This is a genomic window from Streptomyces sp. T028 (assembly GCF_048159505.1).
Taxonomy (GTDB): Bacteria; Actinomycetota; Actinomycetes; order Streptomycetales; family Streptomycetaceae; genus Streptomyces.
The window spans coordinates 140711-155319 of the sequence record NZ_JBLRVZ010000030.1; the positions used below are offsets into that span (position 1 = coordinate 140711).

Consider the following 14609-nt stretch of genomic DNA (forward strand, 5'->3'; position numbering starts at 1 on the left):
GGCGCAAGCTGCCGCGCAACGGCAGTCAGGGCTCCGTATCCGCATGACCAGGAGGGGAAGAAGACCGATGAGGAACCGCTCGACACGAACCCGGATCACGGCGGCCACGATGGGTGCCCTGGCCGCCGCCTCCGTGGCGCTCAGCGCCACCCCGGCCGCCGCCAACACCGGCGATGGCTACGTTCGTGGCTACGACGCGTACGAGGGAGACTGGGGAGACGAAGGCGTTCTGAAGTTCGGCGGCGACTACGACCACTCCAACGCCACATGTCTGTGGCAGAAGGTCCTTTGGGCGGAAGGAGCGACCGAAATCGATGGCACCACGTTCGACGAAGAGGACATCGATGGAATATTCGGCCGCAACACCGAGTTGGCGACCTCGTCGATGCAGGGCCACGGCAGGTGGGATTTGGAGTACGTGGACGGGATCGTGGGTTCCACCACCTTCGGACGCGCCGACAACCAGCTCGAGGTGACGGGCGGGAGCGAAGACAGATACAGGACGCTCTACTTGACGTACGACGGTGCGCTTTACGACTTCTCGGTCATACGCAGCACCGAAGGCAAGTACATGTTCAAGGACCGCAACGACATCTGGCGAACCGCCGGCTACAACACCTGGACCTGCAGCTGACGCTGCCTTCCGCGGCGCGGCCCTCTCCGGCAAGTAGGTCGACGGCTCCTGACCGGGCCGGCACCCGGTCAGGAGCCGTCTGTCAGGCTTCCCCGGCCTTCCGCAACGCCTGCCACGTCTTCAGTTCGACGATCCCGTCCGCGTCCAGTCCCGCCCGCTTCTGGAAGGTGACGACGGCCGCGTGGGTGAGGGGGCCGAAGTCGCCGTCCACCTCGCCGACTTCGGTGATGCCGTGCAGGTACCTCAGCAGGCACTGCAGCTCGCGGACCTGGCTGCCGCCGTCACCCTGCTTGACGGTGAAGTCCCAGGTGCCGTTCCAGCCCGCGGTGTAGCCGTGGCCGTGGGTGTCCTCCTCGTACACGGCGGGCTTCTCACACGTGGGGGGAGCCGAGGACGCCGGGCCCGCCTCCCGCAGGGTGTACGTCACCGTCGTCGCCGTGCCCAGCGCGATCACGGCCGACACCGCGACCAGGGCCGGCCGCACCCACCGTCGGGGCCGCAGTCTCGGCAGCCGGGCCGAGCGTGCGGCACCCGCCGCCTGTTCCACCTGCCGCAGCAGAGCTTCGGCGCCGATGCGTTCGGCGTGGGTGCGGGCCAGGCAGCCAGTGATGATCTCGTGCCAGCCGTCCGGGAGTTCGGGGGACAGCCGCAGCTCCTCGCTTCCGCGCGCGTATCGGATGGCCGCGTCGCAGCGGGCCTGAGTGGTGCCGCCGGGAAGCGGGAAAGTGCCGGTCAGGACGGTGTGGGCGAGGACGCCGAAGGCCCAGATGTCGGCGGAGGGCCGCACCCGCGTGCCCCGCTCGCCGACCTCCGGCCACAGCAGCTCCGGCGGCGTGTAGTCCGGGGTCGCGAAGGCGGGCGCGTAGGCGTGGGTGCCTTCCAGTTCCGCGGCCATGTTGAAGTCGGCGAGCCGCACCGAACCGTCCTTCAGCAACAGCACGTTGGCCGGCTTGAGGTCCCCGTGCACCCATCCCGCGTGGTGCAGCTGGTGCAGCCCCTCGCAGATCTGGGCGAGCAGGGCGGGGCCCGCCTCCGGCTTCGGCTCGCGTTCCAGTAGGGCGTCCAAAGAGCCTTCGGCCCTCTCCAGCACGAGGACCGTGGCGCCGTCGAGCTCCGGGTGGCCGGGGTCGTCGATCGTCAGGGTGTCGTACATCCGGATCAGCCGGGGGGCGCGCAGCCTGCCCAGCAACTCCACTTCCCGCTCGGCCAGTTCGCGCAGATGGTGCAGCTGGCGTGGGGTGCGGGTGCCGGTGGGCAGGAACTTCAGGGCCGCCTGGCGGGGCAGGCCGGGCTCGTCGCCGCCGACGCGTCTGCCCGCGTAGACCGTGGCGAACGCACCGGAGGCCAGCGGCTCGCGGACCTGCCACGGGCCGACCCGGTAACCCTGCGGGACGGGGACGGCGTACGGCTGCCCCGTCATCGGCCCACCTCGCTCGGGGCCGGGGCGAGCACGGCCAGGTCGTCCTCGTGGACCAGGTCGAAGCGGAGGGCGAGGGAGACCAGCGACTCCTTCTTGCCGTTGACGCGTCGGCCGGGCTCCGCCGTGTCCGGGCCCGGCCGCAGCCGCAGTTTGACGGCGAGGTAGTCGATGTTCCAGTAGACGGCGGAGCGGCTGACTGTCGGCCAGGCCGGCCGCAGGCGCTCCACCAGCTCTTCGACCGCCGGCAGCGGGGCGTGCGGTGCGCCGCGCAGACGCGGTTCGCACAGGGCGGCCAGGACCGCGAAGTACCGCTTGGTGCGGTCGAGGGTGAACGCGGGCATGGTCAGGGCTCCGGCAAGGCCGTGGCGGGCGACGCTGCCGAAGGCGTGGCGCGGCGCCCACACGTCGAAGGTGAGCAGGTCGCCCGCGGCGGGCAGGACGACGCGCGAGAACTCGAAGGGCACGGGCGTCTCCAAGCGGCCCGGTGCGACCTTGACGTGCTCGCCGGCGCCCTCCGGGTTCTCCACCACATAGGTCTGGTGCTCGCTGAGATTGCTCAGCAGCCAGAAGTTCCGGTGCGCCGTGATTTCGCCGGCGACCCGGGGCACACCTTCGTGCGTGATCGTCAGGCCGTCGTCCGCCTCTGCCCTGCCGAACGCGAGCCGCTCACCATCGGCGATCCTGAACTGCCCGAGCTGCCCGTCCGTACCGTCGCACGGCGGTGGTACCACGATGACGCTGTACACGGAGCCGTCCCCCTTCTTCGACGCCCATGGGGGCGCACCCCCAGTCCGACGCGGGGCAGAGTAAGGGATGCCTTACCGGCCAAGCGAAGCTTTGTCCGCGCTCGGGCGAGTCTGCGAAGAAGGTGTGGTGAATCCGTTGCGGCCGCCGGCGGGCCCGCCCCTTCCGGAACGTTCGGGGCGGGCCCTTCACACCGACGGCGATGGCAGTCAGACTGCCGGGATGCTCAGGCTGAAAGGGCCGAGGCCGATCCGCCGCACCACGCGAGGCGCGGCGTACGCGCCGACCGGCCTGATGCCTCCGGGGTTCAGGCCGCCCAGTAGCCCTGCACCCAGCCGCTCTCGAACTGGAGCCGGAACTTGGTGCCGTCCAGCACGTCGTCGGCAACGACCCCCCAGCTCCCGCCGTACACGGTCGTGTAGCTGCTCTGGCAGTACGCGGACCCCGAACTCGGGTAGAAGCACACCCTGACCTTGCGGGAGGGCGTGATGATGTTGTTGGTGAACCTGACGTTGATGTCGCCGCAGCGGGACGTGGTGGTGAGCCTCCCCGTGCTGGATTCGGGGAAGTAGTAATTACCGCTGCTGAAGTAGGACTCGCCGCCGTAGCAGGTCGCGGCGCTCGCGGTGGTGGCACTGGCCACCACCGCCCCGCCCGCGAGCGTGAGCGCGGCCGTGAGTGTGGCGATCGCCTTGCGCACTGTGCGTACGGACATGGTGTTTTCCCCCTGTTGTGTCGTGTTCAGTGGGCGAGGTCGCCCTTGAACGTGTTGCTGGCGAGGTCCATGGAGACGCTGTAGCTCGTGCCGTCCCTGACATCGCTGGCGATCACGCGCCACTGGTTCAGGTCGCTCGACTTGTAGAACTCCTTCCACGAGTTGCAGGTCGTGCCACCGGAGGACGGGTGGAAGCACACCCGCACCACCAGCGGGCTCGCGTTCCCCCAACTGGTGATCCTCAGGTTGATGTCGTCGCACCGGGACGTGGTGGTGTACGGGCCGAAGCGGTGCTCGGCCTCGTCCGTCCCCATGGCGAAGGTCTTGCTGACCGCGCCCCCGTAACAGGTCGCGGCTGCCGCGTTCGATGCGGTCCCGACCGTGAGCACGCCGGCTGCCATGACCAGTCCACCCGCGACCGCCGTCAGTCGCTTCACCGTCTCCTTCATATCCCGCTCTCCCATAGGTCAGTGTCGGGGCGATCTCTGCTCCCCTGCGGACACCGCTCGGCCATGAGGCCGTGGCCAAGCTACAGAGCCGGCAGCACGAGAGGTCCCTATAACTGTTCAGGGTGTTCCGCTGCGGGGCGACCTCACCGCGAATAGTAGCCATGTAATCTATCGGGCATGAGCAAGGGTTCCGAACGGGCCACGCCCGGTTTCCTGGTGTGGCGGCTGTCGACGAAGTGGCGGGTCGCGGTGGACCGGGCGATGGCGCCGCTCGGACTGACCCACGCGCAGTACTCGCTGGTGTCGTCGCTCTACGGCATGCAGCGCGACGGGGAACGCCCCAGCCAGCGCCGGCTCGCCGACCACACCGGCCTCGAGCCGCTCTACGTCTCGAAGCTCGCCCGCGCCCTGGAGTCGGCCGGCCTGATCGAGCGGGCCCGGGACCCCCGCGACCCCCGTGCCGTGCAACTGGCGCTCACCGAGCGGGGCGAGGAGGTCACCCGGCAGGCCGTCACGGTCGTACAGGGGCTGCTGGAGCGGCTGCTGGAGCCGCTCGGCGGGCTGGACGGGGAACGGACGCGAACGTTCGGCGCCGAACTCGCGGTCCTGCTCGACGTACCGCTCGACCCTGCCGGACCCGGCGCCGACGCGTAGTGGAATATTCAACCACCACCCCCGGTTGACGGCCTCGAAGGAGGTCACGAGTGAACATGACATACGGCACGGGGTACGACGCGACGAACGAGGCCGCGTACTACGCCCACGGAACCCCGGCCGAGCGCTGGGAGCGCGCGCAACTGTTCTTCGGCGCGCGGGACTACACCGCCGCGGCGCGGGTGCTGGCGCCGCTCGTCGAGGAGGTGCCGGAGCAGACCGGCCCCCGGCTGCTGCTGGCCCGCGCCTACTACCACTCGGCCCAACTGCGCCGCGCCGAAACCGAGTTGCGGCTGATCGTCGAGAGCGACCCGGTGGAGCACTACGCCCGGCTGATGCTGGGCCGCACCCTGGAGCGGCAGGGGCGGCACGCGGAGGCCGCTCCGCAGCTGCGGCTCGCCTCGGCGCTGGCCGGGGACTTCCCGCAGGACTGATCCGGCCCACGGCACGGGAGCGGCCCCGCGGTGCACCTCACCGCCGGGCCGCTCCCGTGTGCGCGCGGGCTCAGGCCTGCGCCTGCGCCTTCGTCCGTCGTCGGTGGGCGATCTCCCCGAGGATCACGTCCACCACCAGGAACCCGGCGAGCGGGATGCCGAGGAGCGGGACGAAGTAGCCGAGTACGGCGACGGCCGCCATCAGCGGGACCAGGACGTACGGCGGGACCTGCGCCCAGGCGCCGCGCGGGATCGGGCGGCCGAAGGCGGAACCGCGGCCACGCTGCCACCACATGCGGTAGCCCCACACGATCAGCAGGATCAGACCGAGCGCGAGCAGCATCAGCGCGATCTGGTTGACCAGCCCGAACAGGGTGCCGGTGTGCAGGTCGATGCCCCAGCGGGTCAGCTTGGCGAGCACCGGGTAGTCGGCGAACCGCAGGGTGTCGGTCACCTCGCCGGTGGCCGGGTCGACGGCGACGGAGTCCTGCTTCTCGGGCCAGCTGCGCTGCACCTGCTTCACGACGTACGCGGAGGAGGCGTCGGCGGGCGGGACGATCTCGACCGGGTCGCCGAGCCCCTCGGCGCGCGCGGCGGCGAGGACCTGGTCGAGGCCGACGCCGTGCTCGCCGTCGCCGCCCGTGCCGGAGGCCGCGTCATGGCCGGCGTGCTCACCACCGCCGCTCACCGTGGCCGAGATCGACGGGGTGGCCTGCTTGAGGGAGGTGCGCAGCTCGTCGATGTTGGCGCCGGCGTAGGTGGACCAGGTCAGGCCGGTCGCGGACAGGAAGAAGAACCCGGCGGCGGTCCAGACGCCGACCGTGCCGTGCAGCCCGAGGGTGCGGCGCCGGCCGCTGGTGCCGCGGACCTTGCGCAGCGCACGGCGGCGGGAGAACCACAGCGCGATGCCGCCGGCCGCGATCACCCACAGCCAGCTCGCGGCGAACTCGCTGTAGAGACGGCCGGTTTCACCGAGGTGGAGGTTGCGGTGGAGCCCGGAGATCCAGGTCCGCAGCGGCAGGGCACCCGTCGAGCCGTACTGCTCCAGCGCGCCGCGCACCTTGCCGGTGTACGGGTCGACGAACACGGCGAGGGTGTGCTCGGGGTCGACGCCCTCGACGCCGGAGAGCATCACGCGGGTGGTGGCGTCGTCCTCCGGGGAGGGCCGCACCGCCGAGACTGCGCCCTCGGGGTGGGCCTTGCGGGCGGCGGCCACCTGCTCGGATATCGGCAGCTTCGCGTCGCCGACCGGCACGGTCATCTCGTGCGCGTAGAGGAGCTTCTCGGCCTGGAACGAGCCCGCGTACAGGAGGCCGGTGACGGCGGCGACCAGCAGGAACGGCGCGACGAGCACACCCGCGTAGAAGTGCAGGCGCAGGACCAGGGGGCGCAACGGGGCCCAGGGGCCACGTGACTTGGGCGCCGGGGCCGGGGCCGCCTCGGGGGCCTCGTCCGTGGAAATCGGGGGAGCGGTGGACATCGGCGGGCTACTCCGGGGTCGTCGGGACGTGTTGAGCCGGGACGGTCCAGTAGTCGGATCGGATCGCGCCCGAGTTCCCGCGAGATTTCGTGACCTGCGTCACACGGGCGTGGATCGTGGCATCCTGGCCCGATGGCAGCTCCCAGTCCCCGTACGCCCCTTGCCGAACGCGTCGAGGAACTCCTCGCGTCCGGCGGCCCGTTGCCGATCGTCGCGGCCGGCGACCCGGTCCTGCGCACCGGCATCGAGCGCTACGACGGTCAGCTCGGCCCGGCTCTTCTGGCCCGGTTCGTCGAGGCGTTGCGCGTCACGATGCACGCGGCGCCCGGTGTCGGGCTGGCCGCGCCGCAGGTCGGCGTGGGGCTGCGGATCGCGGTGATCGAGGACCCGGCGCCGGTACCGGAGGAGGTGCGGGTGGCCCGCGGGCGCGTGCCGCAGCCGTTCCGGGTGCTGGTCAACCCGTCGTACGAGCCGGTCGGTCCGGCCCGTGCCGCGTTCTTCGAGGGCTGTCTGAGCGTGCCCGGCTACCAGGCGGTGGTGGCCCGTCACGCCGAGGTGCGGCTGACGGGTGAGGACGAGCACGGGCGGGCGCTGGACGAGGTGTTCGCCGGGTGGCCCGCCCGGATCGTCCAGCACGAGACGGACCACTTGGACGGCACCCTGTACCTCGACCGGGCCGAACCGCGGTCCCTCTCCGCCAACCAGGCGGTACTGGAGCGGTGGGCCCAGCCGACCCCGGTGGAGGCGGCCAGGGCCCTGGACTTCGAGCTGCCGTAGGTCAGTTGTCCCGGAACGCCTCCAGCAGGCGGAGCCAGACCTCACTGAGGGTCGGGTAGGACGGGACCGCGTGCCACAGACGGGAGACGGGGACGCGGCCGGCGACGGCGACGGTCGCGGAGTGGATCAGTTCGCCGACGCCCGGGCCGACGAAGGTGACCCCGCGCAGGATCTCCTCCTCCAGGTCGACGACCATCCGGGCGCGGCCCTTGTAGCCCTCGGCGTACAGGCCCGCCCCGGCCACCGAGGACATGTCGACGTCGACGGCGCGTACCCGGTACCCGGCGTGTTCGGCCTCGGCGAGCGAGAGGCCGACCGCGGCGGCCTCCGGGTCGGTGAAGACGACCTGGGGGACGGTCTCGTGGTCGGCCGTCGCGGCATGGGCGCTCCAGGGGTCGGTGCCGTCCACGAGGGTGCCGGCGGCGCGGGCGGCGATGGCGGCGCCCGCGATCCGGGCCTGGTACTTGCCCTGGTGGGTGAGGAGGGCGCGGTGGTTGACGTCGCCGGCCGCGTAGAGCCAGTCGGTGCCGGTGACGCGCAGGCTGTCGTCGACGGTGAGCCAGGAGCCGGGTTCCAGGCCGATCGTGTCGAGGCCGATGTCGTCGGTGCGCGGGGCGCGGCCGGTGGCGAAGAGGATCTCGTCGGCCTCGATGCGGTCGCCGCTGTCGGTGACGACCGTGACGATGCCGTCCGTGCGGGTGACGGACTCCACCGACGTACCGGTCCGTACGTCCGCTCCGGCCTCGGCGAGCGCCTCGGCGACGAGTTCGCCGGCGAAGGGTTCCATGCGGTTCAGCAGGCCCTTGCCGCGGACGAGCACGGTGACCTGGGCGCCGAGGGCCTGGTAGGCGGTGGCCATCTCGGTGGCGACCACTCCCCCGCCGACCACGACGAGCCGGCCCGGCACGGTCTGGGAGCCGGTGGCCTCGCGGCTGGTCCAGGGCCGTACCTCGGCAAGGCCGGGCAGCGGGGGCAGGACGGCGCGGGTGCCGGTGGAGACGACGACGGCGTGGCGGGCGGTGAGCGTCCGGTCCCCGACGGTCACCGTGCGCGGGCCGGCGAGTCTGCCCTGGCCCCGGTACAGGTCGGCGCCGATGCCGGCGAGCCAGTCGGCCTGGCCGTCGTCCGTCCAGTCGCCGGTGAACCAGTTGCGGCGGGCGAAGACCGCCGCCGAGTCCAGGGGTCCCTGGACGGCCTGGCGCAGGCCGGGCAGTCTGCGGGCGTCGGCCCGGGCGATGACCGGGCGCAGCAGGGCCTTGCTGGGCATGCAGGCCCAGTACGAGCACTCGCCGCCGATCAGCTCGCTCTCCACGACCGCGGTGGTGAGGCCGGCCGCACGGGTGCGGTCGGCGACGTTCTCCCCCACGGGCCCGGCCCCGAGCACCACGACGTCGTAGGCGATGGTTTCCGATTCCGTCATGGGGTCAGTCTGGTGGGTGGTGTGCGCGGAAGCCACACGGGTAGGGCGCGGAATACGTGCCCGCACGGCCGTGTTGGTGCGGACCAGGAAGCCCCCACCAGGAAGAAGGTCGCAGGTCATGAGCAGCACTGTGGAGCTCACCAAGGAGAATTTCGACCAGACGGTCACGGACAACGACTTCGTCCTGATCGACTTCTGGGCGGCCTGGTGCGGCCCGTGCCGTCAGTTCGCGCCGGTGTACGAGAAGGCCGCGCAGGACAACCCCGACCTGGTGTTCGGCAAGGTGGACACCGAGGCGCAGCCGGAGCTGGCCGCGGCCTTCGGCATCCAGTCGATCCCGACGCTGATGATCGTCCGTGACCGGGTCGCCGTGTTCGCCCAGCCGGGCGCGCTGCCCGAGGCCGCCCTCGCGGACGTGATCGGGCAGGCGCGGGGGCTGGACATGGACGAGGTCCGCAAGTCGGTGGCGGAGCAGCAGGCGACCAAGGCCGACCAGTAGGCCTCGGTACGCGCAGGCCTCAGAACGGGTAGGGCGCCACGTCGCCGCGGACCGTCGTCCAGCGCAGGTCCGTGAAGGCCTCCAGGTTGGCCTCGCCGCCGAAGCGGGCGCCGGTGCCGGAGGCGGCGACGCCTCCGAAGGGGGCCACGGCCTCGTCGTTCACGGTCTGGTCGTTGATGTGGACGATGCCCGTGGGAACGCGTTCGGCGAGGTCCAGGCCGCGGGCGGAGTCACGGGTGACGATGCCCAGGGAGAGTCCGTAGGCGCTGTGGGCGGCGAGCGCGGCGGCCTCGTCGGGGGTGGTGAAGGCGCGCACGGGGGCCACCGGGCCGAAGACCTCCTCCGCGTAGGCGGGGGTCTTCTCGTCGACGCCGGCGAGGACGGTCGGCCGGTAGAAGAGGTTCTCGTGGGTGCCGCCCGCGGCGAGTTTCGCGCCGGCGGCCGTGCTGGCCTCCACCAGGGCGTGCACCTTGGTGAGTTGGCCGTCGTCGATGAGCGGGCCGAGGTGGACGTGGGCGCGGTGCGGGTCGCCGACGGCCAGGGACTCGGCCTTGGCGGCGAGCCGTTCGACGTACTCCTCGTAGAGCGAGGTGTGGACGAGGTGCCGGCCGGTGGTCATGCAGATCTGGCCCTGGTGGAAGAACGAGCCCCAGGCGGCCGTGGAGATCACCGCGTCGAGGTCGGCGTCCTCCAGCACGATCAGGGCGGAGTTCCCGCCGAGTTCGAGGTGGGCGCGCTTGAGGTGGCGTCCGGCGGCCTCGCCGACCGCGCGGCCCGCGGCGGTGGAGCCGGTGAAGGAGATGACCGGCACGCGCGGGTCGGCGACCAGGGCCGCGCCGGTCTCGGCGCCGCCGGGCAGCACCTGCAGCAGGCCCTCGGGGAGGCCCGCCTCGGCGAGGACGGCGGCCAGGGAGAGGCCGCCGCAGACCGCCGTGCGGGGGTCGGGCTTGAGGACGACCGCGTTGCCGAGCGCGAGGGCGGGCGCGACGGAGCGGATGGAGAGGATCAGCGGGGCGTTGAACGGGGAGATCACGCCGACCACGCCGACCGGGATCCGCCGGGTGTACGACAGTCTCGGCGCCTCGCTGGGCAGGACCTGCCCGGCGGGGCGGGAGGCGAGGGCGGCGGCCTCGTAGCACTCCTGGGCGGCGACGTGCAGTTCGAAGTCGGCCTTGCCCGGGATGGAGCCGGACTCGCGGACGATCCAGTCGTGCAGTTCGTCGGCGTGCGCGGCGAACAGGTCACCGGCCTTGCGCAGGACCCCGGCGCGGACGAAGTGCGGGAGGCGGGCCCACTCGCCCTGTGCGGCGCGGGCGGTCTCGGCGGCCGGGGCCACGTCGGCGGCGGAGGCCAGGACGACGGTGCCGAGCGCCTCACCGGTGGCGGGCTCGGTGACGGTGTGCCGCGGGCCTGTCAGGGCGCGGGACGAGGTCTGCCAGGTCTGGGGGTCGAGCAGCGGCATGGATGGCTCTCCGATCGGTGACCCGCGGGACGCACAGCTCAGGGGACACACGTCCCATCTGGTTGAGCATTTAACATCCTAGTTCTGCCGGACGCACCCTCCACGGGTCAACTGGACTCGCGCTGCACGACCGTTGCGCCGGACAGCGGGTGCGACTCGGGCTCGGCGCCGGGGTTGCGCACCGCCCGGTCCACCAGTGCGGCGAGTTCACGGCCTGAGGGCAGCGCGATGCGTACGGTGCTCAGCCTGGGTCGCAGCAGCCGGCCGAGCATCAGGTCGTCGGCGCCGATGACGGCGGTGTCCTCCGGTATCCGCACGCCCGCGTCCAGCAGGGCCCGCATCAGCAGCATCGCGTACTCGTCGCTGTAGGCGAACACGGCGTCCAGGCCCAGGTCGGCCCAGCGGGCGGCGAGGGCGGCGGCGGACTTCTGGGTGTAGGCCAGGGGCAGTTCGGTGACGGTGGCGTCGGTGCCGCGAACGGCGTCGCGGACACCGGACAGGCGGGGCCCGGAGAAGATCTCCATGCCGGGCTCCTCGGGCACGACGACACCGATCCGCCGTCTCCCCCGGGCGTACAGATGCCCGGCGGCGCTGTGGCCGACGCGGGCGTGGTCCAGGAGCAGTGCGTGGGCGCCCTCGACGGCGACGGGGCTGAGGGTCACCACGGCCCGCGCGCCGGACCGTTTGAGGACGGCGACGCCTTCCGGGCCGATGCCGGGGGTGGGCACCAGCACGGCGACCGGCCGCAGTTCGGCCCAGGCCCGGGCCGCGTCGTCGCCGCGCAGGCCGGTGGTGCCGTACTGGACGACGGTGTAGTCCAGGCGGCTGAGGGCGCCCTGGAAGTCGTGGACGAACTGGCTGTAGAGCGGGCCGGCCGGGACGGGCAGGGTGGGCATCAGGACCACCCGGCTGTGTCCGGCGCGCAGGCTGCGGGCGGCGGCGTGCGGCACGTACCCGAGTTCCTTCGCGGCCTCGTGGACGCGGCGGCGGGTGGGCTCGCTGATACGGACGGCGCTGGTGTTGTTCAGCACGTAGGAGACGGTCGCGCGCGAGACTCCGGCCAGGCGGGCCACGTCGGCGCTCGTGGGCACGGGGCGCGGCGCCGGCGGCTTCGTCGGCGCGGGCGTGTTCGGTATCTGCACCATGACGTACTGCATCTTGGCAGAAGCTGTGAGCGGGGATCCGGGCGGGGGACGCCCAGCTCTGATGAAGCGTCAACGAGCACCATCGCTCACCAGCGCGATTCCCGTACACGGATGCGATACGGATTCGCTTACGACACCGGCACGGCGGGCACTCCGCGTGGCTCAGCCACCCGTCACCCGGTCCACCAGATCGCTCCACCCGTTCTCCAGCCGCGCCATGGGCAGCCCGCACTGGCGGGTCAGATGGTGGACCAGGACCGGGTTGAGGTAGCCCATCAGGGTGTGGGCCAGGAGTTCGTGGTCGGCGTCGGGCAGCGTCTGGCGCAGCAGCAGCACGACATGGCTGTGCTGGACGCGCCGGGCGGGCACCGCGTAGCGGCGGTCCGCCGCGGCCTCGGCGGCCAGCTGCAGATCGAGTTCGTCGGCGAACCGCCGTAGCAGGGCGATGCCGAACGCGTGCAGCCGCTCCACGGGCGGCGCGCCGGGCCCGAGCGGCGGGGGGCCGCCGAGGAACGCGGCCTGCATCTTCTGCTCCGAGTGGTCGAGCAGCGCCATCAGCAGGCCGGTGCGGTCGCCGAAGCGGCGGAAGACCGTTCCCTTGCCCACATTGGCGGCGGCAGCCACCGCCTCCATCGTCACCCCCGCCGCGCCGTGCTCGGCGATCAGCCGGGCGGCGGCGTCCAGCAGGCGCGCGCGGTTGCGGGCCGCGTCCGCACGCAGACACGGCTCGTCGCCGGCGGTCCCCAGCTGGAGCAGTTGCTGGGGCTCGCCGATCTTCTCCTCGGGCTCCGGACACGGCGGCAGAAGGCTGGACATGAACTCAGCGTAAAGCACTGGGCATGAAACTGGACCACGGTCCGGTTATGATGCTAGAAATTAACCGGACCTCGGTCCGGATCGTAAACGCCATGTTTCAGCCCCTTGGGAGTTCCCATGTCTGTCCGCATCCTCGCGCTCGTCGGCAGCCTCCGCGCCGGTTCGACCAACCGCCAGCTCGCCGAGGCGGCCGTCAAGGTCGCTCCCGAGGGCGCCCAGGTCGAGCTCTTCGAGGGCCTGGCCGAGATCCCCTTCTACAACGAGGACCTCGACGTCGAGGGCGGCGTACCGGCCGCGGCCGCCAAGCTGCGCGAGGCCGCCCAGGGCGCCGACGCGTTCCTGCTCTTCTCCCCCGAGTACAACGGCACCATCCCGGCCGTCCTGAAGAACGCCATCGACTGGCTGTCCCGCCCGTACGGCGCCGGCGCCTTCGGCGGCAAGCCGGTCGCCGTCGTCGGCACCGCCTTCGGCCAGTTCGGCGGCGTATGGGCGCAGGACGAGGCCCGCAAGGCCGTGGGCATCGCCGGCGGCAATGTCCTCGAGGACGTCAAGCTGTCCATCCCGGGCTCCCTGACCCGCTTCGCCGAGACCCACCCGTCCGACGACGCCGAGGTCACCGCCCAGCTGTCCGAGGTCGTCGCCCGGCTGCACGGCAACGTGGGCGAGCTCGTCGCCTGATCCCGGGCACCGATCCCGGCGTACGGCACGCCACCAGGGGGCCGCGGCACGTCTGCCGCGGCCCCCTCGCCGTACCCCCACCGTTTTCCGGCGTGTTAAACGAGCATCGATATTCGTTCAACCCGCAGACCGCCGCCCCCGCGGTCTGATAGGGCTTGAGGGATGCAGACCCTTTATCGACGACTGCTCCAGCTGATGCCCCGCATAGGCGTTCAGGTGACCGACCTCGGCCCGGGTGCGGCGGTGGTGGCCCGGCGCGGCGGCCCCTACGAGGTGACCGACGTGGACGCGGGCACGAAGGTCCTCTCCCGCCGGGGCGGCCCGTACCGCGTGACCGGTGTGGACAAGGACACCTGGATCCTGCGCCGCACACGGGGCGGTGTCCGGACCGGGGTCGCCGAGAAGGGCGTCGTCCCGCTCGGTGACACCGGCGCCGTGCTCCTGATCGAGGACCCGGAGCGCCAGGACGAGCGCAAACTGCAGCTTTCCGCTGCCGAATACCTGTGCGTCCAGCATGTGACCGCCATGCTCGAGCTGTACGGCGTGAACTGCGTGTTCGACGTCGGCGCCAACACCGGGCAGTACGCCAAGCGGCTGCGCAAGGCCGGGTACACCGGCCGGATCGTGTCCTTCGAGCCGACGTCGGAGACGTTCGCCAAGCTGGCGAAGGCCGCCGAGAAGGACCCCGACTGGCGGGTGTACCAGTGCGGACTGGGCCGCGAGGAGACGACGGCGGAGATCCACAAGAGCTGGCTGACGATGAACTCGCTGCTGCCGCCGAGCGACTACGGCAAGGGCCGCTACAGCCGGTTCAAGAAGTCCGACACCGAGGAGATCCGCATCCGCCGGCTCGACGAGGTGATGGACGAGGCGCTGGAGGGCCTCGCCGACCCCGTCCCGTATCTGAAGATGGACACCCAGGGCTACGACCTGGAGGTGTTCGCCGGGGCCGGCAAGCGCGTCGCGGAGTTCGTGGGCATGCAGTCCGAGGTCGCCTGCCTGCGCCTCTACGAGGGCAGCCCCACGATGGGCGAGGCCGTCGCCGCGTACGAGGCGGAGGGCTTCGGCATCACCGGCATGTACCCGGTGACCCGCGAGGCGACCACCGGCCGGGTGATCGAGTTCGACTGCGTGATGATGCGCGCGGAGGCGGCCCCCGAGCAGGCCTCCTAGGCTTCCCAGGTTTCCTGGGCCTCTGGGCTTCCCCGGGCTTCCCGCCAGGACGGTCGGCGGGCCGGCACCCGCCGAATGGCGGGGAGGTTCCGCCGGACGGCGGTGCTCC

Annotated in this window: 16 protein-coding genes; 7 read left to right on the forward strand and 9 right to left on the reverse strand. The window is 71.8% G+C overall.

The window, feature by feature from the left end:
* Nucleotides 1-67: 67 nt before the first annotated feature.
* Nucleotides 68-634, forward strand: a complete 567-nt coding sequence (locus tag ACLZN2_RS28515) for a peptidoglycan-binding domain-containing protein (RefSeq protein WP_416982096.1) — start codon at nucleotides 68-70, stop codon at nucleotides 632-634.
* Between the two features lie 82 nt (nucleotides 635-716).
* Here the strand turns inward: ACLZN2_RS28515 and ACLZN2_RS28520 are convergent, their stop codons facing one another.
* The 4 genes from ACLZN2_RS28520 to ACLZN2_RS28535 form a co-directional block, all read right to left on the reverse strand.
* On the reverse strand, nucleotides 717-2054 hold the full coding sequence (locus ACLZN2_RS28520) for a protein kinase domain-containing protein (protein WP_416982097.1): 1338 nt from the start codon (nucleotides 2052-2054) through the stop codon (nucleotides 717-719).
* The gene (locus ACLZN2_RS28525; RefSeq protein ID WP_416982098.1) at nucleotides 2051-2800 is read right to left on the reverse strand and encodes an FHA domain-containing protein; all 750 of its coding nucleotides are present in this window, start codon (nucleotides 2798-2800) and stop codon (nucleotides 2051-2053) included. The genes ACLZN2_RS28520 and ACLZN2_RS28525 overlap by 4 nt, the downstream gene beginning before the upstream one ends.
* A 305-nt stretch (nucleotides 2801-3105) precedes the next feature.
* Nucleotides 3106-3513 (reverse strand): hypothetical protein, encoded by a 408-nt coding sequence (locus tag ACLZN2_RS28530; RefSeq protein WP_416982099.1) that lies wholly within the window; start codon nucleotides 3511-3513, stop codon nucleotides 3106-3108.
* Nucleotides 3514-3539: 26 nt separating this feature from the next.
* Nucleotides 3540-3950 carry a hypothetical protein gene (locus tag ACLZN2_RS28535; RefSeq protein WP_416982101.1) on the reverse strand — a complete coding sequence of 137 codons (411 nt, stop codon included), beginning with the start codon at nucleotides 3948-3950 and terminating at the stop codon, nucleotides 3540-3542.
* Between the two features lie 189 nt (nucleotides 3951-4139).
* Between ACLZN2_RS28535 and ACLZN2_RS28540 the strand changes: the two genes are divergently transcribed.
* Entirely contained in the window at nucleotides 4140-4616 is a 477-nt protein-coding gene (locus ACLZN2_RS28540) for a MarR family winged helix-turn-helix transcriptional regulator (protein WP_416982102.1), read from the forward strand.
* A gap of 56 nt (nucleotides 4617-4672) precedes the next feature.
* Entirely contained in the window at nucleotides 4673-5050 is a 378-nt protein-coding gene (locus tag ACLZN2_RS28545; protein WP_416982181.1) for a tetratricopeptide repeat protein, read from the forward strand.
* A 70-nt stretch (nucleotides 5051-5120) separates the two neighbouring features.
* Here ACLZN2_RS28545 and ACLZN2_RS28550 read toward each other — a convergent pair whose 3' ends face one another.
* The gene (locus tag ACLZN2_RS28550; protein ID WP_416982103.1) at nucleotides 5121-6530 is read right to left on the reverse strand and encodes a PepSY-associated TM helix domain-containing protein; all 1410 of its coding nucleotides are present in this window, start codon (nucleotides 6528-6530) and stop codon (nucleotides 5121-5123) included.
* A 132-nt stretch (nucleotides 6531-6662) separates the two neighbouring features.
* Between ACLZN2_RS28550 and ACLZN2_RS28555 the strand changes: the two genes are divergently transcribed.
* A complete protein-coding gene (locus ACLZN2_RS28555; RefSeq protein ID WP_416982104.1) occupies nucleotides 6663-7307 on the forward strand; it encodes a peptide deformylase in 645 nt (214 codons plus the stop codon).
* 1 nt (nucleotide 7308) lies between these two features.
* Here the strand turns inward: ACLZN2_RS28555 and ACLZN2_RS28560 are convergent, their stop codons facing one another.
* Nucleotides 7309-8727, reverse strand: a complete 1419-nt coding sequence (locus ACLZN2_RS28560; RefSeq protein ID WP_416982105.1) for a dihydrolipoyl dehydrogenase family protein — start codon at nucleotides 8725-8727, stop codon at nucleotides 7309-7311.
* Nucleotides 8728-8845: 118 nt separating this feature from the next.
* Here ACLZN2_RS28560 and trxA point away from each other — a divergent pair, with 118 nt between their 5' ends.
* Entirely contained in the window at nucleotides 8846-9226 is a 381-nt protein-coding gene (gene trxA / locus ACLZN2_RS28565; RefSeq protein WP_416982106.1) for a thioredoxin, read from the forward strand.
* 19 nt (nucleotides 9227-9245) lie between these two features.
* Here the strand turns inward: trxA and ACLZN2_RS28570 are convergent, their stop codons facing one another.
* The 3 genes from ACLZN2_RS28570 to ACLZN2_RS28580 form a co-directional block, all read right to left on the reverse strand.
* The gene (locus ACLZN2_RS28570) at nucleotides 9246-10688 is read right to left on the reverse strand and encodes a benzaldehyde dehydrogenase (protein ID WP_416982107.1); all 1443 of its coding nucleotides are present in this window, start codon (nucleotides 10686-10688) and stop codon (nucleotides 9246-9248) included.
* Between the two features lie 107 nt (nucleotides 10689-10795).
* Nucleotides 10796-11845 carry a LacI family DNA-binding transcriptional regulator gene (locus ACLZN2_RS28575; RefSeq protein WP_416982108.1) on the reverse strand — a complete coding sequence of 350 codons (1050 nt, stop codon included), beginning with the start codon at nucleotides 11843-11845 and terminating at the stop codon, nucleotides 10796-10798.
* 150 nt (nucleotides 11846-11995) lie between these two features.
* On the reverse strand, nucleotides 11996-12649 hold the full coding sequence (locus ACLZN2_RS28580) for a TetR/AcrR family transcriptional regulator (protein ID WP_416982110.1): 654 nt from the start codon (nucleotides 12647-12649) through the stop codon (nucleotides 11996-11998).
* Nucleotides 12650-12766: 117 nt separating this feature from the next.
* Between ACLZN2_RS28580 and ACLZN2_RS28585 the strand changes: the two genes are divergently transcribed.
* On the forward strand, nucleotides 12767-13327 hold the full coding sequence (locus ACLZN2_RS28585; RefSeq protein WP_416982111.1) for an NAD(P)H-dependent oxidoreductase: 561 nt from the start codon (nucleotides 12767-12769) through the stop codon (nucleotides 13325-13327).
* A 162-nt stretch (nucleotides 13328-13489) separates the two neighbouring features.
* Nucleotides 13490-14500, forward strand: a complete 1011-nt coding sequence (locus ACLZN2_RS28590; protein WP_416982113.1) for an FkbM family methyltransferase — start codon at nucleotides 13490-13492, stop codon at nucleotides 14498-14500.
* The last annotated feature ends 109 nt before the right edge of the window (nucleotides 14501-14609 follow it).